Source organism: Microbacterium sp. 69-10, assembly GCF_001897945.1.
Classification (GTDB): domain Bacteria; phylum Actinomycetota; class Actinomycetes; order Actinomycetales; family Microbacteriaceae; genus Microbacterium.
In genome coordinates this window covers 14560-32954 of sequence record NZ_MKRT01000005.1, presented here as the reverse complement: position 1 = coordinate 32954, position 18395 = coordinate 14560, and the positions used below count along the sequence as shown (strand labels likewise).

The window sequence follows — 18395 nt, the reverse complement described above, 5'->3', positions numbered from 1 at the left end:
GGGCATGGGCCTGGACGCCGACATGATCGCCAACACCCGCCCGGATCTGAAGAAGACCGTCGGCTGGATCGCCTACCTCGACGGTGCGGCGCGCTCCCTCCCGGGCGCGAAGCCCTTCCGCGTCGTGTATCAGCTCGACGACGGCCGCCTGCACTCCACGAAGGTGCACAGCATGCTGTTCGCCAACTGCGGCGCGCTGCCCGCGGGCATCGCGCTGATGCCGGATGCCTCGCTCGACGACGGCACGATGGACATCGCGGTCATCCAGCCGACCGGACCACTCGGATGGCTGGGCATCTGGCGGAAGGTCTGGTGGGACAACTCGGTGCTGCGCCGCTCGCGTGCCGGGCGCCGGGTGCTGGAGCGCCGCGGGCGGAACTCGTCTATCCGCTACCTGCGCGGACGGACGGCCGACACCGCCATGGTCTCGCCCACCTCGATCGAGCTGGACGGCGACGAGCTGGGCACCGCCGTGCGGATGTCGTGCCGCATCGAGCAGGGCGGCCTCAGCATCGTGCTGCCCAAGGGGCACGACGTCTCGAACTTCTGAGCCGGCGGCTCAGCCGATGACGGGGACCTCTCCGTCGAGGTTGTCGCCGGTCAGTGTCAGGGTGAAGGCGCGGCCGTCCTTCGGCTCCTGCGGGAGCTGGATCACGGTGACGCGAGGTGCCAGGTCCATGGTGCAGACGCGGTCGACGGTCGCGAAGGTCACGGTGGCACCTGCATCCGCCATTGTCACGTCCTGCACCACCGGCGGGCAGGACGACGAGCCGTACGTCATCAGCAGGATGCCCTGATCGTCGAACCAGCCGGCCGAGGGCTGCCCCATCCCAGGATCGGCCGGCGCGGCCGGGAGCCCGTCCAGGTCGGCCTCCGCCTTCAGCTTCCCGTAGGTGACGTTCACCTCGACATCCTGCGTGACGTCGACGCCGCTGGGGACGGGGAACGCGATCGCGCGAGGCCCGAAGTCGGCGGTGCAGGGCTTCTGGCCGTCGGCACGATCCTTCAGCGTGACCTCGAGGGACTGTCCGTCCGCCTTCACATCGGCCTGCGCCGGCTGGCAGTCCTTCGAGGATGAGCCCCAGGTGACGATGCCGATCGACGCGCCCCCGGCGAGCCATGCCGCCTCGATGTCGTCGCCGCTGGGCTCCTTCGGCTGCGACGGAGCGGTTGCATCCGTCCGGTCCGTGCTGGTGGGCGCAGGCGATGCCGGGGTCGTCGAGCAGCCGGCGGCGAGAAGCGCCACGGCGGCGAGGGCGAGCATGGACGGGATCAGGCGGAGTCGGGGGAGGCTCATATCTCTCAGTGTCGCCAGACGGGCGTCCGTCTCACAACCGCACTACTGCAGCGCGGACGTGAGACGCGCGAGGTTGTCGAGCACGGTGGACCGCAGCGGCTGCCTGTCCCACTCCTCCAGCGTCAGCTCGCGGCTGAGCGACCGGTACTCGTCCTCGACGACACGCACCTCGTCGACGAACTCCTCGCCGCGCACCAGCATGGACACCTCCATGTTCAGACCGAAGGAGCGCATGTCCATGTTGCTCGAGCCGATCACGGCGACCTGGTCGTCGATCGTGAGGCTCTTGGTGTGCAGGATGTACGGCTTCGGGTACATCCAGATGCGGATGCCGGCGCGCAGCAGCGCCTCGTAGTAGCTGCGCTGCGCGTGGTAGACGACGGCCTGGTCGCCCTCCTCCGAGACGAACAGCTCCACCTGCACGCCGCGGTCGACGGCTGCCGTCACGGCCAGCAGCAGCGCCTCGTCGGGGACGAAGTACGGACTCACGATCATGATCCGCTCCTTCGCCGCATACAGCAGCGCAAGGAACAGCCGCAGGTTGTTCTCCACCTCGAATCCGGGCCCGGACGGCACGATCTGGCAGCCCAGCTCGCCGGCGCCGTGCTCCACGCGGGTGAGCTCGCCGGCATCCGGCACCCGGTCGGTCTCGGCGTAGTAGTCGGACAGGAACACGGCGTTCAGACTGGCCACCACCGGGCCCTTCACCCGCACCATCAGGTCGACCCAGTGCAGCCCGCGCTTGATGTTCTTGGGCAGGTTGTACGAGGAGTCGGTGACGTTCTGCGAGCCCAGGAAGCCCACGGATCCGTCCACCACGAGGAGCTTGCGGTGATTGCGCAGATCGGGGCGCTGGAAGCGCCCTCGCAGCGGCTGGATCGGGAGCATCAGGTGCCAGTCCGCGCCCATCGCGTCGAGACGCTTCAGCGTCTCGCGGTACTTCGGCTTCCAGCGGTTGGCCCAGTAGTCCAGCAGCACGCGCACCGGGACGCCGCGGGCCGCGACCTCCTCCATGGCTCGGAAGAAGTTGTCCGTCGAGGCGTCGCTCTGCAGGATGTAGAACTCCACGTGCACGTAGTGCTCGGCCGCCCGCATCGCGTCGGCCATGTCGTCGAGGGACTGCTGATAGTCGCTGATCAGGTGCGCCTCGTTGCCGCCGGACAGCGGCAGGGCGCCCAGATGCTGGTTCATCGCGACAAGCGGCGGGAACCATTCCGGTGCGTTCGGGCGCAGCGAGCCGAAGTTCAGGTGGCTGGCGGCTTCGGCGATGTACTCGTTGACCTGCTCCTGCTTGCGGCGTCGCGCGCGCGGCAGCTTGGGGTTGCCGATGAGCAGGAAGAGAAGCACCCCGACGACCGGGATGAGGAAGATCGCCAGCAGCCAGGCCATGGCCGAGGTCGGACGCCGGTTTCGGGGCACGACGATGATCGACACGACGCGCACGGTGATGTCGATGACGAGATAGCCGAGCACGGCCCACCAGGGCCAGTTGTTGACGTCGAACACCGAGCCCCCCTCCGTCACGGCACTGATCACTCTGGATCAGAGTAGCCGCAGACGGGGACAGAAGCCGCGGATGCCGCGTTCAGCGGGGCGAGGCGGTCAGGACGCCTTGGGCGGGAGTCCGCGCGCGGCGCGCTCCTCGGCCTCGATCCGGGCGTGCACCTTGCGCTCGGTGCGATCGAATCGCAGGATGCCGCGGAGCACGACCACGAACACCGCGCTCACCGCGAGGGTCGGCAGAATGGCCCACCCCACTGCCATCCACATGTCGTCCACCCCTCCATCGTACGCGGAGTTCCTATCGATCTCCCCGGTCACCCCGTTCTCCCTGCACAGCCCGTGATCCTGGATCAGTTCTGCACGGATGCCGAGGATCACGCGGATCCGGTCAGGACGAACGTGGGTGCGTGGCGGGCACACTCACGGCATGACCACGATCATCCATGCCACCGAACCCGCCGAGCTGCTCGGCATCGTCCCGGCGCTGGCCGGCTTCACACCGCGGTGCAGCGTCGTGCTGCTGCCGTTCCGCGGTACGCGCACGCACGGCGCGCTCCGGGTCGACCTGCCCGCACCGGATGCCGACCCCGACGCGTTCGCGGATGCCGCCGTGCATGCACTCCTGCAGGTCAGCGGCGTCGATGCCGCCGCGCTGGTGGTGTACACCGACGACCGCCCGCTTCCGGTCCCCGACGGCGTGCTCCTGCCGCACCTCGTCCTCGCCGAGGCCGTGGGTGACGTGATCCTGGAGGCCGGCCTGCACCTGGTCGACGCGCTGTGCGTGACCCCGGACGGCTGGGGCGACTACCGGGAGGATGACCCCACGATCCGGCCGCTCGAGAGCATCCCGGTGGGTGACGGGATACCCGGCGTCGGCGACGTCAGCGGCGACCAGCTCGCGGGCGCCGAGCTGCCGGGCAGCGACCTCGCCGACCGAGAGCGGGTCGGTCGCGCCCTGGCCGAGCTGGAGGAGCTCCTGGATCGGCGACCGTCGATGTCGCCGGCGCGTGACACGAACCCGATCGCGCTCATCACCGCCATGGAGGTCCTCGACGATCTGCCCGGGTTCGTGGAGGAGCTCATCGAACGCCCGGCCGACGACGACCCTTACGGCTGCGCGGCGCTGCTGTGGTGTCTGGCCCGGCCCGCGCTGCGGGACGCGGTCCTGGTGCAGTGGGCGACGGATCGGGAGTTCGGATGCCGCGCGCTGGAGGCCCAGATGGAGTTCTCCCGACAGCGCGGAGACATCCCCCGCGCGATCGGCGAGGTGTTCCTGGGCCGGGGCGCACCGCCGGACCCTGATCGGCTCGGCTGCGCACTGGAGCTGGTGCGCCTCGTCGCCGCACGGGCGCCCCGGCAGGCCAAGCCGGGCGCCCTGACGGCCGCCGCCTGGCTCGCCTGGGCGCTCGGCCGCTCGTCGCATGCCGGCGTCTACGTCGATGAGGCGCTCCGGATCGACCCAGGGCACAGCATGGCGTCGCTCATCTCGACGATGCTGTCCGCAGCCGTGCTGCCCGAGTGGGTACTACGACGCCGGTGACCGGTCGCGATCAGCGCCGGCAGGAGCCCGTCGCCACGCCCTTCGTCGAGCTCTCGGCCTGCGCGATGACCGGCAGCAGCTCCGCGTTCGTCATCGCATAGCCGACGCCCTGCTTGACCTCGTCCTTGGCGAACACCATGCCCGCGACCTGCCCTCCCTCGGTGAGCAGCGGGCCGCCCGAGTTGCCGGGCTCGACCTGCGCCTGCAGCGCGTAGATGCTGCGCTCATCGCTGCTGGTGCCGTCGATGCTCGGGATCGATGCGGTCGACGACGAGAGCACGCCCGCGGCGACGACCCGGAAGGGGCCTCCGAACGGGTAGCCCATCACCGCGCCTCCGGCACCCGGAGCCAGGGCGTCGGAGAGCCCGAGCGGTTTCGCCGTGACATCCGCCGCGACCACCGCGATGTCGTCGACCGGGTCGAAGTAGACGACGCGACCGTCGCGCGCCGGCTGTCCCGGCAGCTCCACGACCGGCGACGTCACGCCAGCGACCACATGCGCGTTCGTCATGATCCGGTCGGGCGCGATCACGAAACCGGATCCGGTGGAGATGACGCTGCACTGGCTGGCGACACCCGAGATCTTCGCGACCGAGGCCTGCGCGGCCTTCAGCCCCGGCGTCGACAGGTCGATGCCGCCCGGATCCGGTGGCGGAGCCGCGGGACTGGCCGAACCGTGGACGGTCGGCAGCGGCATGCTGCCGAAGACGAGCGCCCGCAGGCGGGCCGCACCCTCCGCGAGCGGCGCCGGGGTGTACTGCTCGATCGTCCGCAGCACGGTCGAGGAGGCGACGACGGGCGACAGCCCGGGGATGCCGGCCGAGGCGATCGCCGAACCCGCCATCGTGATCGCGAGCGCCCCGGCGACCAGAGCGGCGACGCCGCCCAGCATCCGCTCGAGGAACTTCAGCCGCAGCCTGTCAGCCCCGCGGCGCAGCAGCGCCCCGATCGCAGACCCGATGCCCATGCCGGCAGCCAGCAGCAGCACGGCCGCGGCGACGATGATGAACCCCTGCCACTCGCTCTCCGGCAGCGCTCGCGCGATCAGCGGCAGGACGAACGGCACGGCGAGCGCGCCCGCGACCAGCCCGCACAGCGCGCCGAGTATCGAGAACAGCCCGGCACCGAACCCCGCCACCACGGCGGCGAGCAGCAGCACCGTGATGGCAAGATCGACGATCCCGAACATCACGGCCTCCTGCGGATCACTTCACCAGCGGGAAGAGGATGGTCTCGCGGATGCCGAGACCCGTGACGGCCATCAGCAGGCGGTCGATGCCCATGCCCATGCCACCGGACGGCGGCATGCCGTGCTCGAGCGCGCGCAGGAACTCCTCGTCGATCGGCATGGCCTCGACGTCGCCGCGGGCGGCGAGCTTGGCCTGCTCGGTGAACCGCTCGCGCTGGATCACCGGGTCGACCAGCTCGGAGTACCCGGTGGCCAGCTCGAACCCGCGGATGTACAGGTCCCACTTCTCCACGACGCCCGCGATCGAGCGGTGCTCCCGCACCAGCGGCGAGGTGTCGACGGGGAAGTCCATGACGAAGGTCGGGCGAACCAGGTCGCCCTTCACGAAGTGCTCCCACAGCTCCTCGACGAGCTTGCCGTGCGTGGCGTGCGGCGGGATGTCGACGCCGTTCTCGTTCGCGAAGGCGATCAGGTCCTCGACGGAGTCCTTCGGGGTGACCGTGCGGCCGGAGACCTCGGACAGCGAGTCGTACATCGAGATGCGGTCCCACTCGCCGCCCAGGTCGTACTCGGTGCCGTCGGCCCAGGTGACCGTGGTGGACCCGGCGACCGCGATGGCCGCGTTCTGCACGAGCTCCTGAGTCAGCTCGGCCATCTGGTTGTAGTCGCCGTAGGCCTGGTACGCCTCGAGCATCGCGAACTCGGGCGAGTGCGTCGAGTCGGCGCCCTCGTTGCGGAAATTGCGGTTGATCTCGTAGACCCGCTCGATGCCGCCGACGACGGCGCGCTTGAGATACAGCTCCGGCGCGATGCGCAGGTACAGCTCGGTGTCGAACGCGTTGGAGTGCGTGACAAAGGGACGAGCGGATGCCCCGCCGTGCTGCACCTGCAGCATCGGCGTCTCCACCTCGAGGTAGTCGTGGCTGGTGAACGTGGCGCGCAGGCTGGCGTTCACGGCGGCGCGGGCGCGCACGGTGGTGCGGGCCTGGTCGCGCACGATCAGGTCGAGGAAGCGGCTGCGCACGCGCGTCTCCTCGTTCAGCTCCGCATACACGTTCGGCAGCGGCAGGATCGCCTTCGACGCGATCGCCCAGTCGTCGGCCATGATCGACAGCTCGCCGCGGCGGCTCGAGATCACCTCGCCGTGCACGAACACGTGGTCGCCCAGGTCGACGAGCTCCTTCCACTCCGCCAGCGACTCCTCGCCGACGTTCGCGAGGGACACCATCGCCTGGATGCGCGAGCCGTCACCGGCCTGCAGGGTCGCGAAGCAGAGCTTTCCGGTGTTGCGGCTGAACACCACGCGTCCGGCCACGCCGACGATCTCGCCGGTCTCGGCGCCGGGCTCCAGGTCGCCGTACTGCGCACGCAGCGCGGGGATGAGGTGCGTCACCGGCACCCCGACCGGGAACGCGCCGCCACCGGCATCCGCCCGGTTCGCGATCAGCTTGTCGCGCTTGGCGAGACGCACGGCCTTCTGCTCGAAGACGTCCTCTTCGAGCTCGGGCGAGGGGATCGGCGCAGACGCGTCAGTCATGGGTGGGGGCTCCTTGCAGAAAGTCCCCACAAGTCTACCGGCGAGCCGATGCCCTCCCTGAGACTCCGGCGGCCGCCGGGATAGCCTCGTGAGCATGCGACCCCACCTGCTCCGTCCACGGCCGCACGCTGCCCGGCGCATCCTCGCGATGCTCGCCCTGGCCGCCGGGATGATCGCCGCCGTGCTTCTCCCGGCATCCGCCGCCTCGGCCGACGTCGACGACTTCTCGTACTCCTCGTGGACCTCCGACTACCGGGTGTCCCTCGACGCCGACGGCCACGCGGTCGCCCACGTGACCGAGACCGTGGTGGCCGAGTTCCCCCAGACGGACCAGAACAAGGGCATCATCCGCGGCTATCCCGAGCGGTACGAGGGTGCCGGGCTCAGCCTGCGCATCCTGTCGGTCAAGGATGCCGACGGACGCGACGTGCCGTTCGAGACCGAGAGCGAGGACGGCATGCTCCTCGTGCTGACCGGGGACGACGACTACGTGCACGGCTCGACCACGTACGTCATCGAGTCGACCATGCGCGACTTCATGATCCACGGCACCAAGTCCGGCAACGACGAGTTCCACTGGAACCTGCTGCCGTTGAACAGCACACAGGCCATCGGCCGGTTCCGCACCACGGTCACCTTCGCGCCGGCACTGGCGAAGAAGCTCACGGGCGACACCGCCTGCTACAGCGGGAAGATCGGCGAGAAGAACCCGTGCACGCTCGACGGCCCCGCATCCTCCGCCGAGGGCGCGAGCTTCACGGTGGAGTCCGGCGAGCGCGCCGCCGGCGACGGGGTGACGATCGCGATCGGCTTCGAGGCGGGCACGGTCACCCAGCCCGAGGCGCGGATGCCCGATCCGGTCGCCGACTTCGGGCCCGCCGTCGTCGGACTCGCCGCGATCGCCACGGCGAGCGGCGCCTGGTTCTCAGCCGCGGCGCTCAAGCGGCGACGGCAGACGGCCACCGGCATCATCGTCGCCCAGTTCGACGTGCCCGCGGAACTGCCGCCGCTGGCCGCCGCGCCGCTGATCCCCGGGGCGCCGAACCCGATCCCCGCGCAGATGGTGCATCTGGCCGTGCAGGGCGTGCTGCGCCTGGAGGAGGAGCAGGATGCCAAGCGGCGTCCGTCGTTGCGGCTGATCGATCGTTCGCGCCCGTCGCATCCGCTCGATCGGGCGGCCGTCGACTCCCTGTTCCCGGGCGAGGAGACCGTACGACGGATCCCGAAGTCCAGCACGAAGTTCGCGGGGCGCATGGAGAAGCTGGTGCAGAAGGGCCGTGCTGCGGCGAAGCAGAACGGCTGGCTCGCCGAGGAGCGCAGTCGCGCCGCGATGGCGTTCGGCTGGGCGTCCATCGCCCTGCTGATCGCGACCGCCGCGTTCCTGACCTGGTCGGCGGTGAAGGACCGGGAGCTGCTCGGCCTGTCCATCGTCGCGCTCATCGCCGCGGGCGTCGTGGTGGCGATCAGCTCCCTGGTCGCCTTCAGCCGGCACACCGTGATGACGCACGAGGGTGCGCTGCGCCACGAGCACCTGATGGGCGTGAAGGAGTTCATCCGCGTGGCCGAGGCCGACCGGCTCCGCATGCTGCAGTCCTACCGGGGCGCCGAGCGCCGTTCCGACGGCACGGTGGACGTGGTGCACCTGTACGAGAAGCTGCTCCCCTACGCCATGCTGCTCGGCGAGGAGAAGAGCTGGACGAAGGTGCTGGAGACCAGCTACTCCGCGTCCGGGACCGGCCCCGGGTGGGTCGACGTCGCCGCCGGCGTCTCGCTGCACTCGCACCTGGCGCACTACTCGACGTCGATGAGCTCCGCCGCGACCTACACCGCGTCCAGCTCGTCCGGCGGATCGACGGGCGGCGGCTTCTCCGGCGGCGGAGGCGGCGGCGGCTTCTCAGGCGGTCGCTGAGGTCCGACGCCCCGAATCTCCGGAATCCGCACACCCCACGCCGCCTCACCCACCCCTCCGCGCCCTGGCGCGCGGCGGGGCACGGCGTGACGCTCCTTCCCGCCCAGGTATCAGCTTCTGCTGTCTGGACGGCGCTTCAAACGGCGGAAGTTGATACCTGGAGCGTCCTGGCGGATGTCGGGGTGGGTCAGAGAAGCGGCGGTTCCAGCGGACCGGATGCCTCGCGCAGCGCCTGCTCGACCGTGGACGACACCAGCGCCGACAGGTATCCCCCGGGGTTCTCGACGCCGACGCCACGCAGCAGCGAGGTCGCCTGCCCGACGATGGAGCGGGAGAACTCGGATGCCGTGGCGATGGCCTCCCCGTAGGAGGCGCGATCCTGCTCGGCGATGACGACCGGCTCGCAGCCCATCTCGACGGCGAGAGCCTGCGCGATCGGCAGCACCGGGGCGGGTGCGGTCACGGCGGCGAACGCCGCCTGCAGCTGGCGCAGGTCCATCGTCGTGCCGGTGAACGCGATCGCCGGATGCACCGCGAGCGGGATGGCGCCGCGCTCGGCGGCCGGGCGCAGCACCTCGATCCCGTAGGACGGATCCGTGTGCAGCACGAGCTGCCCCATCTGCCACCCGCCCAGCTCGGCGATGCCCGCCACCAGCCCGGGAAGCTCATCGTGCGGCACCGCGATCACGACCAGCTCGCTGCGACGCACCACCTCCAGGGCGTCGAGCACGGGTGCCCCGGGCAGCACGGCCGCCGCCCGGTCGTCGTCCGAGCCGGAGGTGATGCCGGTGATCGCGTGCCCGGCGCCGGCGAGGGCCGCGCCCACCACGGGACCCACCCTGCCGGCGCCGATGATGCCGATGCCGAGCCGTCCGTCGCGGTTCATGCTCACTCCGGACGCGGTGCCGGCGGCACCCGAGGCGCGACGGGGAACTGCGCGTCGGCGGGCGGCGCGTAGGACGCGGGCGGGGCGTAGGACGCCGGCGGCGCGCTCGGCGGCATCGGCGTGTAGCCGCCGGCCGGAGCGCTGTACGGTGCGGGCTCCGCAGGTCCCGAAGACGCCGCACCACCGGCATCCGCGGTGCCCGACGCGCTCCCGTGCGAACCCCAGCGGTGCGAGTGATCGCGGGCGGCGGCGGCCGCGGCCGCTCGGCTCACGCCGTCGAGCAGCGCGATCGCGTCGTCGCGCTCCAGTCCCGAGAGCGTGCCCGAGATGGGGCCGGTGACGGAGTGCACCTGCCCGCCCGAGACGCCCTGAAGCCGGTCGAGCGGTCCCTGCGAGACCGACACACCCTGCAGGCGTGCCAGCGGGAAGACCGCCAGTTTGCGCCAGAGCACACCGCGCCGCAGCAGCACGCCGAACTCGGTCACCGTGTAGCCGTGCCGCTTCCACGACAGCGGCCGGTGCCACCACGCGCGGGCCGGGATCGTCTTGTACGGATCGCCCTCGACCGGGCCCAGGATGCCGTGCTCCCACACCAGCGGGATGTCGGACTGCGGGGCATCCGGAAGGATCAGCGCCAGCACGCGCTCGACGTCGGCGCGCTTGCCGACCGGCAGCACGATGTTGAACTGCTGCGCGTTGCCGTTCTGCTGCTGAGCCGCACTCTTGCCGCTCATGCGGTTGATCTTGATCGCCCACCAGCCGAACGGGCGCCACAGCAGCGACTGCGTGACCTCGACGGCGAAGATGCGGCCGGGAGGGAGCGTCTCGGTGACCGTCGTCAGCAGACCGTAGGTGATGCGCACGCCGTCGGGGGTGGGCGCGATCGAGTACCGCAGCGACTTGGAGATCTGCGACCAGGTGACCGCGACGAACGCGAGCACCATGGGGATGCCGATCGCGAAGCCGGCGCCCAGTCCGATGAGTCCGATCTCGGCCTCGCCGTCGCGCACGGCGCCGATCAGGATCCCGATCATCGACACCGCGATGATCGCGCCGAAGAACACCAGCCACAGCAGGGAGTGCACCAGGTGCGCGCCGACCAGCCGGCCGGTGGGGATCTTGACCACGCTCTCCGGGGCGACGTCGGCGAGATCGACGCCCTGGATGAGCCCGTTCACGCCCGCGTTCATCGAGCCGACCAGCTGCGCGGTCACGCCGGCGGGTGCCGGAGCGCCCGTGCGCGCGTGCTCGCGTGCCGCGCGGGCACCGGATGCCAGTCGCAGGATGTCCGCACGGATCGACTCCGCCCGAGCGGTGGCGAGATACTCGAGCTCGACGTTGGCGTCGTTGCCCGCGCCGACCACCTCGAGCTTCGCCAGCCCGATCACGCGCGCGGGGAACGGGCGGGTGAGATTCACACCCTGCACCCGGTCGAGCGGGGCGCGACGGTGCGAGCGGAACACGATGCCCTTGCGCACCTCGACGTGGTCTCCGGTGATGCGGAACTGGTGGAACCGCCAGAACATCCAGAACACCAGGACAAGCACGACCGCCAGCGCCAGCACGCCCAGCAGCACGATCAGGATGAGGTTGTTGTCCAGCACCCAGTCGACGGGGTCGCCCCCGTAGTCCATGTACTTCGCCTCGTCCGGGGCGAACAGGCTCACGAACCAGCCGATCAGGCGTTCGCGCATGTTCGAGATCACGATGCCGGCCACGATGATCAGCACCAGCCCGCCCTTGAAGAGCGGGGTGAGCGGATGCATGCGGTGCCACTCGCCGTCGGCGAGCGACGAGGAGCCGCCCTCGGGCAGCACCACCGCCGGTGTCTCCACCGGCGAGCCGGCGGGGTCGGGTCCCCAGGGGGCGGGCGTGCTCACAGGCCGGTCCTGCGGGGCTCGGCCACCTGGATGAGCGTGTCGCGCAGCGCCTCGGCGCCGTCCTGCGTCAGGCCGGGGATCTGCACGCCTGTGGTCGCGGCGGCCGTGACCATCTTCAGCTGCGAGATGCCGAACGCCCGGTCCAGCGGACCCTGCGTGATGTCGACGAGCTGCATGCGTCCGTAGGGCACGGCGACCATCCGCTGCCACAGGATGCCGCGGCGGAACACCACGTCGTCCTCGCGCAGCATGTACCCCATCGCCCGGGCCTGGCGCGGCAGGATGATCAGCGTGATCAGCGTGACGACGAGCATGAGTCCGGCGGGGATCCACACCCAGACCTGCTCGAACGCCAGGTGGATGACGAGCGCCGCGACCACGATCAGCGCGATGAGGATGGCGTTCTGCACGTACTCCGAGACGACGTAGCGCGGAGAGATCTGATGCCAGGTGCCGTCGAGGGCGAGCGCGGCAGGGCTGCGCGGCGTGCGCAGCTGCTGATAGGTGCCCTGGTCCAGCACCGGCGGCGCGGCAGGGGCCCCGCCGACGGGCTCGGCAGCCGAGGGATCCGCGACCGGAGCAGCGGGCGGCACCGGCGCCGTGCGCCCTTCGACGGGCTCAGGAACCGGCGTCGAGAATTCGGGTGCCCGGGTCGGCTGCTCGAATCCGTGCGGATCACGGGGCGGGGTCGTCGGGCTCTCGGTCATCAGAATCCTTCGGCAGAGTGCAGAACTGTTCGGCGAGCAGCGCCGCCCCGATCAGCACCAGCGCGCCGACGACCAGGGCGACCATCGCCACAGTCGACCCTACCGGCGCGGGCACCGGCCGTGTGGAGAGGTAGGCGAGGAGGCCCGCGCCGAAGCCGGCGAGGATCGCACCCAGCAGACTCGACGCCTGCGCGAGCATGGACGCCCGCACCGCGCGGAAGGGATCGATGCGGATGCCGCTGCGCACACTGCGGCGGACAGGCCAGGCCAGGAGCAGGCAGGTCGCTCCGAGGAGCACGAGCAGGACCGGCAGGAAGATCGTCGGCGTGAAGGTCGCATTGCCCGTGATGGTCAGCACGTGATCGAAGCCGTAGCCCGCGGCGGCCGACAGCAGCCCGAGCACGATCAGGACGCCGGGGGATGTGCGTCTCACCGCTCGTCCTTCAACCGGCGCACCAGCTCGTCCACGCGTCCTGCGCCCGGGAGTACGGCATCCGGGTCGAGGCTCAGCCACGGCTCCAGCACGAACAGGCGCTCCGCCGCCCGGGGGTGGGGAACCTGCAGATGCTCCTCGGAGCTGCGGAAGTCGCCGTATGCGATCAGGTCGAGGTCGAGGGTGCGGTCGCCCCAGCGCTCCAGGCGCACCCGTCCCTGCTCCTCCTCGACGGCGTGCATCATGCCCAGCAGCACCTGCGGCGCCAGTCGCGTGGTCACGAGCGCCACCGCGTTGAGATAGCGCGGGGCATCCGGGTCGGGCCCGTCGGGCTTGACGGCGATGCTCTCGATCGGCTCGGACATCACGACGTCGTCGACCAGCGGCAGACGACGCAGCCGCTCGGCCGCGGCGCGCAGTGTCTCACCCCGGTCCCCCTCGTTCGACCCGAGGGCGACGACGGCGACCTGCGGCTGGCGACCCGGGCGCGGGTCCGGCGGCTCGGGAAGGTGGGTCAGGCGCACGTCCATGCCGGTCACGCCCCCTGCATCCGGTGGATCGAGACCGCCACGTCCGCGAAGGTCTGCTCGATGGGCGCGTGCGGCTTGTGCACGGTGACGGTGACGGTCTGGACGCGCCCGTCCTCGAGCACGGCATCCGCGATCCGCTGCGCGAGGGCCTCGATCAGGTTCACGGGCTCGCCGGCGACGATGGCGGCGACCTTGTCGGCGAGCTCGCCGTAGTGCACGGTGTCGGCGACGTCGTCGGATGCCGCGGCATCCTTCAGCGGCAGGCCGAGCTTCAGGTCGATCGTGAACTCCTGGCCGTCACGACGCTCGAAGTCGAACACACCGTGGTGGCCGAAGACCGTCAGACCGGTCAGCAGGATCTCGTCGAGGAAGTCCATCTCATGCTCCATCCCAGGCGCCGGTGATGGCCAGCGCGTCCCGTGTGGCGGCGACGTCGTGCACCCGCACCGCCCAGGCACCGGCCCGCGCGGCGAGCGCGCTGGTGACGGCGGTCGCCAGGTCGCGGCGTCGTTCGCTGAGCGGATCGGGCCCCGACACGCGGTGCAGTGCGTCGGCCAACAGGCGCTTGCGCGAGGTTCCGACGAGCACCCGGTGGCCGAGCGCCGTGATCTCGTCGAGTCCGCGCAGCACCTCCCAGTTCTGCTCGGCGGTCTTCGCGAACCCGATGCCCGGATCGACGATGATGCGCGCCGGTGCGATGCCCGCGGCCATCGCCGCCTCGGTACGCTCGCGCAACTCGCCGGCGACCTCGCGGGCAACGCGCACGTACTGGGCGTGCGCGTACATGTCCTCGCTCGGGCCGCGCCAATGGCCGATGGCGATGTCGGCGCCCAGATCGGCCACGGCGGCCAGCATCCGCTCGTCGGCGAGACCGCCGGACACGTCGTTCACGATGCGGGCGCCCGCCCGCACGGCCGCGACGGCCGTGTCGGCGTTGAGCGTGTCGATGGAGGTCGGGATGCCGGCATCCGTGAGCGCCTCGATCACCGGCAGCACGCGCGCACGCTCGATCTGGGGGTCGACGCGCACTGCGCCGGGACGGGTCGACTCGCCGCCGACGTCGATGATCGCCGCGCCCTGGGCGTGCATGAGCCGTGCGCGCTCGATCGCCGCGGTCGGGTCGACATAGCGCCCGCCGTCGCTGAAGGAATCCGGCGTGGTGTTGAGGATGCCCCAGATGCCGGTCATGCCCGCGCCTCGTGCGACCCCGCGCCGGAGGCGCCGATGAGGGTGATCAGCTCCGTGCGGGCGACGGGATCGGTGAACTCGCCGCGCGCGGCGACCGTGACGGTCGAAGCGAACGGCTGCCGTCCCCCGCGCATCGTGACGCAGCCGTGCGTGGCGTCGAGCACCACGAGCACGCCGCGGGTGTCGAGGTGCTCGGCGATGGCATCCGCGATCTGCTCCCCCAGCCGCTCCTGCACCTGCGGGCGGGAGGCGAGGGTCTCGACGACCTTGACCAGCGCGCCCAGACCGACGACCTGCTCACCCGGCAGGTAAGCGAGGTGCGCGACGCCCGCGAACGGCAGCAGATGGTGCTCGCAGACCGAGCGGAAGCGGATGTCGCGCAGCAGCACCGCACCGGAGGGCAGCGTGTCCGGGGCGGGACCCCGGGTCACGCTGATCGTGCGCGCGAGGTGCGCGGCAGGATCCTCGTCCACCCCCGCGAACAGCTCCGCGTACAGCTCGGCCATCCTGCTCGGGGTCTGCTTCAGCCCCGGGCGATCCGGGTCCTCGCCGATCGCCTCGAGCAGCTCACGGGTGAGCCGTTCGATCCGCTCCCTGTCGACAGCCACGTCAGGCCGTCGCCGGTCGCGCCTGTCCGCCGGCGGGCTTCGGGCCCGCCGTGCGCGTCGTGGCCGTCGGCGCCGGGGCGTCGGCCGCGATCTGCTCGCGAACGGGCACGGCGATCGGAGGGAGCGTCGACACCGGGCGCTCGGCGCTGGAGAGCCACTGCGGGCGCTCGGGCAGCTTGCGCACGTCGGTGAAGATCTCGGCGATCCGGTGGTGGTCGAGGGTCTCCTCCTCGAGCAGCGCCAGGGCGAGGCGGTCCAGGATGTCACGGTTGTCGCTGAGCACCTGGTAGGCCTCGTTGTGGGCCTGCTCGATGAGCGCGCGCACCTGCTCGTCGACGGTCTCGGCGATCTTGTCGGAGTAGTCGTGGCCGCGGTTCATGTCGCGCGCCACGAACATCTCGCCGCCCTCGGAGCCGAGCTTCACCGGGCCGACCTCGGTGGTCATGCCGTACTCGGTGACCATCTTGCGGGCGATGCCGGTGGCCTTCTCGATGTCGTTGCTGGCGCCGGTGGTCGGATCGTGGAACACGAGCTCCTCGGCGACGCGTCCGCCCATCGCGTAGGTGAGCTGGTCCTGCAGCTCATTGCGGGTGACGGAGTACTTGTCGTCGAGCGGGAGCACCATCGTGTAGCCGAGGGCCTTGCCGCGGGGCAGGATCGTGATCTTGGTGACAGGGTCCGTGTGGTTCATGGCCGCCGCCGCCAGGGCGTGACCGCCCTCGTGGTACGCGGTGATGAGCTTCTCGCGGTCCTTCATCACCCGGGTGCGGCGCTGCGGGCCGGCGATCACGCGGTCGATGGCCTCGTCGAGGGCGCGGTTGTCGATCAGCTGCGCGTTCGAGCGCGCGGTCAGAAGCGCGGCCTCGTTGAGCACGTTCGCGAGATCGGCACCCGTGAAGCCCGGCGTCTTGCGCGCCACGACCTCGAGCTCCACCGACTTCGACAGCGGCTTGCCCTTGGCGTGCACCTCGAGGATCTTCTGGCGGCCCTTCAGGTCGGGGGCGTCCACGCCGATCTGCCGGTCGAAGCGACCCGGGCGCAGAAGTGCGGGGTCGAGGATGTCGGGGCGGTTGGTGGCCGCGATCACGATCACGTTCGCGTTCGGGTCGAAGCCGTCCATCTCGACGAGCATCTGGTTCAGCGTCTGCTCGCGCTCGTCGTTGCCGCCGCCCAGGCCTGCACCGCGGTGGCGCCCGACGGCGTCGATCTCATCGATGAAGATGATCGCCGGAGCGTTCTCCTTGGCCTGGTTGAACAGGTCGCGCACGCGGGACGCACCCACACCGACGAACATCTCGACGAAGTCGGAACCCGAGATCGAGTAGAACGGCGCACCCGCCTCACCGGCGACGGCGCGGGCGAGAAGGGTCTTTCCGGTTCCGGGAGGGCCGTACAGCAGCACGCCCTTCGGGATGCGGGCGCCGATCGCCTGGAACTTGGCGGGGTCCTGCAGGAACTCCTTGATCTCGTGCAGCTCCTCGATGGCCTCGTCGGCGCCGGCGACGTCGGCGAAGGTGACCGTCGGGGTCTCCTTGCTGACGAGCTTGGCCTTGGACTTGCCGAACTGCATGACCTTGCTGCCGCCGCCCTGCATCGACGAGAGCAGCCACCAGAACAGCAGGCCCAGCAGCACGAGGGGAAGCAGAAGCGAGAGGAAGCCGTCGAACCAGGTGGCTCGTGGGACGACGTCGACCACGTCGGCGGCCTTGATGTCGGCGCCGTCGATGGCCTCGACGACCTGATCGGCCCGGGCCTCCACGTAGTAGAACTGCACGTTCTCGGAGCCCTGGAAGGGCTTGGAGAGCGTGAGGTCGACCCGCTGGTCGCCGTCGGTGTTGACGGCCTTCGTGACCGTCTTGCCGCCGAGCAGATCGAGGCCCTGCGTGACCGTGATCTGCGTCGGGGCCGACAGGTTCGAGATCAGCAGGAAACCGGCGAAGAGCAGCGCACCGATCAGCACGATGTAGATCAGCGGGTTGCGGGAGACCTTCTTGACATCCATGATCCGTTCAGCGTACCGCCCGGGGCTTAGCGCACTGCTGTGCGTTCACCATCGGCGTACCGTGAATCGGCCATGCGACGTCTGGAGGATCCGGGGTGCGGCCCTTCGACGCACTCAGGGACCCAGCGGGCGCCTCAGCTGTAGACGTGTGGCGCCAGCACGGCGACGTCGCGCAGGTTGCGGTAGCGCTCCGCGTAATCGAGTCCGTAGCCCACGACGAACTCGGTGGGGATGTCGAAGCCGACGTACTTGCAGTCGATCTCGACCTTGGCGGCCTCGGGCTTGCGCAGCAGCGCGAGCACCTCGATCGATTCCGCGCCGCGCGACGCGAAGTTCTCCAGCAGCCAGCTCAGGGTCAGGCCGGAGTCGATGATGTCCTCCACGATCAGCACGTGCTTGCCGTGCAGGTCGGTGTCGAGGTCCTTGCGGATCTGCACGACACCGCTGGACTTGGTGCTCGCGCCGTAGCTCGACACGGCCATCCAGTCCATCGGGGCGTGGAACGGCAGCGCGCGGATGAAGTCGGCCATCACCATCACGGCGCCCTTGAGCACGCCCACGAGCAGGATGTCCTTGCCCTCGTAGTCGACGGCCACACGGGCGGCGAGCTCGTCGAGCTTCGCGTGGATCTGCTCCTCGGTGACGAGGATCTGGGCGAGGTCTTCAGAGATGTCCGCTGCGCGCATGGATCGATTTTAGGTCGTGCCTCCTGTGGACGAGGCAACCGCACTACTGTGAGCGGTGGAGCGGGCAGGCGCCCGCGGGGAAGGAAGACATGGACCTCGACGAGATCCTCAAGCAGGTGCCGATCGACGACATCGCCGAGAAGTTCGGCGTGAGCACGGATGTCGCCCGTCAGGCCGTTCAGGAGGGCAGTGCCGCCATCGTCGGCGGACTGGCGCAGAACGCCGCGACGCCGGCGGGCTCCTCCGCCATCGAGGACGCGCTGAACCGCCACGGCGGCTTCTCGGGCGCATCGAAGGTCGACGACGTGGATCAGGCCGACGGCGGCAAGATCCTCGGTCACGTGTTCGGCGACAAGCAGCAGGAGGTCACCGAGAGCCTGACGAAGTCGGAGAAGACCGCGGGCGGCATCGACTTCGGCAAGCTCCTGCCGATCCTCGCTCCGATCATCATGGGCCTGATCGCGAACGCGAAGGGCGGCTCCGGCGCGTCCGGCGGCAAC

Annotated in this window: 18 protein-coding genes and 1 pseudogene; 4 read left to right on the top strand and 15 right to left on the bottom strand. The window is 70.4% G+C overall.

Going from position 1 to position 18395, the window contains the following annotated elements; all coding sequences use genetic code 11:
- Positions 1–550 (top strand): annotated as a pseudogene (locus tag BGN97_RS01815) (sphingosine kinase); the annotation flags it as partial.
- A gap of 9 nt (positions 551–559) precedes the next feature.
- On the opposite strand, the gene BGN97_RS01810 reads toward BGN97_RS01815, so the two are convergent.
- The 3 genes from BGN97_RS01810 to BGN97_RS01800 form a co-directional block, all read right to left on the bottom strand.
- Entirely contained in the window at positions 560–1297 is a 738-nt protein-coding gene (locus BGN97_RS01810) for a hypothetical protein (protein WP_292697544.1), read from the bottom strand.
- 42 nt (positions 1298–1339) lie between these two features.
- On the bottom strand, positions 1340–2803 hold the full coding sequence (cls, locus tag BGN97_RS01805) for a cardiolipin synthase (protein WP_292697558.1): 1464 nt from the start codon (positions 2801–2803) through the stop codon (positions 1340–1342).
- 96 nt (positions 2804–2899) lie between these two features.
- On the bottom strand, positions 2900–3076 hold the full coding sequence (locus tag BGN97_RS01800; protein WP_292697543.1) for a hypothetical protein: 177 nt from the start codon (positions 3074–3076) through the stop codon (positions 2900–2902).
- A gap of 151 nt (positions 3077–3227) precedes the next feature.
- On the opposite strand from BGN97_RS01800, the gene BGN97_RS01795 reads away from it, so the two are divergent.
- A complete protein-coding gene (locus BGN97_RS01795) occupies positions 3228–4340 on the top strand; it encodes a DUF4192 family protein (protein WP_292697542.1) in 1113 nt (370 codons plus the stop codon).
- Between the two features lie 10 nt (positions 4341–4350).
- Here BGN97_RS01795 and BGN97_RS01790 read toward each other — a convergent pair whose 3' ends face one another.
- Positions 4351–5529, bottom strand: coding sequence for a MarP family serine protease (locus tag BGN97_RS01790; protein WP_292697541.1), 1179 nt, complete (start codon positions 5527–5529; stop codon positions 4351–4353).
- A gap of 16 nt (positions 5530–5545) precedes the next feature.
- Positions 5546–7066 carry a lysine--tRNA ligase gene (gene lysS, locus BGN97_RS01785; RefSeq protein WP_292697539.1) on the bottom strand — a complete coding sequence of 507 codons (1521 nt, stop codon included), beginning with the start codon at positions 7064–7066 and terminating at the stop codon, positions 5546–5548.
- 94 nt (positions 7067–7160) lie between these two features.
- Between lysS and BGN97_RS01780 the strand changes: the two genes are divergently transcribed.
- Positions 7161–8975, top strand: coding sequence for a DUF2207 domain-containing protein (locus tag BGN97_RS01780; RefSeq protein ID WP_292697537.1), 1815 nt, complete (start codon positions 7161–7163; stop codon positions 8973–8975).
- Between the two features lie 187 nt (positions 8976–9162).
- Here BGN97_RS01780 and BGN97_RS01775 read toward each other — a convergent pair whose 3' ends face one another.
- The 10 genes from BGN97_RS01775 to hpt all read right to left on the bottom strand — a co-directional run bounded on the left by BGN97_RS01775 (position 9163) and on the right by hpt (position 17895).
- Entirely contained in the window at positions 9163–9861 is a 699-nt protein-coding gene (locus BGN97_RS01775) for a DUF2520 domain-containing protein (RefSeq protein ID WP_292697535.1), read from the bottom strand.
- Between the two features lie 2 nt (positions 9862–9863).
- On the bottom strand, positions 9864–11741 hold the full coding sequence (locus tag BGN97_RS01770; RefSeq protein WP_292697533.1) for a PH domain-containing protein: 1878 nt from the start codon (positions 11739–11741) through the stop codon (positions 9864–9866).
- Complete coding sequence (locus tag BGN97_RS01765; RefSeq protein ID WP_292697557.1) at positions 11738–12262, bottom strand: PH domain-containing protein; 525 nt, start codon at positions 12260–12262, stop codon at positions 11738–11740. The genes BGN97_RS01770 and BGN97_RS01765 overlap by 4 nt, the downstream gene beginning before the upstream one ends.
- A gap of 154 nt (positions 12263–12416) precedes the next feature.
- A complete protein-coding gene (locus tag BGN97_RS01760; RefSeq protein WP_292697530.1) occupies positions 12417–12881 on the bottom strand; it encodes a DUF3180 domain-containing protein in 465 nt (154 codons plus the stop codon).
- Complete coding sequence (gene folK / locus BGN97_RS01755) at positions 12878–13411, bottom strand: 2-amino-4-hydroxy-6-hydroxymethyldihydropteridine diphosphokinase (RefSeq protein WP_292697556.1); 534 nt, start codon at positions 13409–13411, stop codon at positions 12878–12880. Before folK ends, BGN97_RS01760 begins: the two co-directional genes overlap by 4 nt.
- A 5-nt stretch (positions 13412–13416) precedes the next feature.
- Entirely contained in the window at positions 13417–13788 is a 372-nt protein-coding gene (folB, locus tag BGN97_RS01750; protein WP_292697528.1) for a dihydroneopterin aldolase, read from the bottom strand.
- Between the two features lies 1 nt (position 13789).
- Positions 13790–14599, bottom strand: a complete 810-nt coding sequence (gene folP / locus BGN97_RS01745; RefSeq protein WP_292697526.1) for a dihydropteroate synthase — start codon at positions 14597–14599, stop codon at positions 13790–13792.
- Positions 14596–15207 carry a GTP cyclohydrolase I gene (gene folE / locus BGN97_RS01740; protein ID WP_292697524.1) on the bottom strand — a complete coding sequence of 204 codons (612 nt, stop codon included), beginning with the start codon at positions 15205–15207 and terminating at the stop codon, positions 14596–14598. Before folE ends, folP begins: the two co-directional genes overlap by 4 nt.
- Before the next feature lies 1 nt (position 15208).
- Positions 15209–17209: an ATP-dependent zinc metalloprotease FtsH gene (gene ftsH / locus BGN97_RS01735; RefSeq protein ID WP_292697522.1), complete on the bottom strand. Its 2001-nt coding sequence runs from the start codon at positions 17207–17209 to the stop codon at positions 15209–15211.
- 134 nt (positions 17210–17343) lie between these two features.
- On the bottom strand, positions 17344–17895 hold the full coding sequence (gene hpt, locus BGN97_RS01730; protein ID WP_292697520.1) for a hypoxanthine phosphoribosyltransferase: 552 nt from the start codon (positions 17893–17895) through the stop codon (positions 17344–17346).
- An 89-nt stretch (positions 17896–17984) separates the two neighbouring features.
- Between hpt and BGN97_RS01725 the strand changes: the two genes are divergently transcribed.
- On the top strand, positions 17985–18395 hold a 411-nt coding region (locus BGN97_RS01725; protein WP_292697518.1), incomplete at its 3' end, for a DUF937 domain-containing protein.

Coding starts and splice junctions, on each gene's coding strand:
- BGN97_RS01810 (WP_292697544.1), bottom strand. CDS start 1,297: ATGAGCCTCCCCCGACTCCGCCTGATCCCGTCCATGCTCGCCCTCGCC.
- BGN97_RS01795 (WP_292697542.1), top strand. CDS start 3,228: ATGACCACGATCATCCATGCCACCGAACCCGCCGAGCTGCTCGGCATC.
- BGN97_RS01790 (WP_292697541.1), bottom strand. CDS start 5,529: ATGTTCGGGATCGTCGATCTTGCCATCACGGTGCTGCTGCTCGCCGCC.
- lysS (WP_292697539.1), bottom strand. CDS start 7,066: ATGACTGACGCGTCTGCGCCGATCCCCTCGCCCGAGCTCGAAGAGGAC.
- BGN97_RS01780 (WP_292697537.1), top strand. CDS start 7,161: ATGCGACCCCACCTGCTCCGTCCACGGCCGCACGCTGCCCGGCGCATC.
- BGN97_RS01775 (WP_292697535.1), bottom strand. CDS start 9,861: ATGAACCGCGACGGACGGCTCGGCATCGGCATCATCGGCGCCGGCAGG.
- folK (WP_292697556.1), bottom strand. CDS start 13,411: ATGGACGTGCGCCTGACCCACCTTCCCGAGCCGCCGGACCCGCGCCCG.
- folB (WP_292697528.1), bottom strand. CDS start 13,788: ATGGACTTCCTCGACGAGATCCTGCTGACCGGTCTGACGGTCTTCGGC.
- folP (WP_292697526.1), bottom strand. CDS start 14,599: ATGACCGGCATCTGGGGCATCCTCAACACCACGCCGGATTCCTTCAGC.
- ftsH (WP_292697522.1), bottom strand. CDS start 17,209: ATGGATGTCAAGAAGGTCTCCCGCAACCCGCTGATCTACATCGTGCTG.
- hpt (WP_292697520.1), bottom strand. CDS start 17,895: ATGCGCGCAGCGGACATCTCTGAAGACCTCGCCCAGATCCTCGTCACC.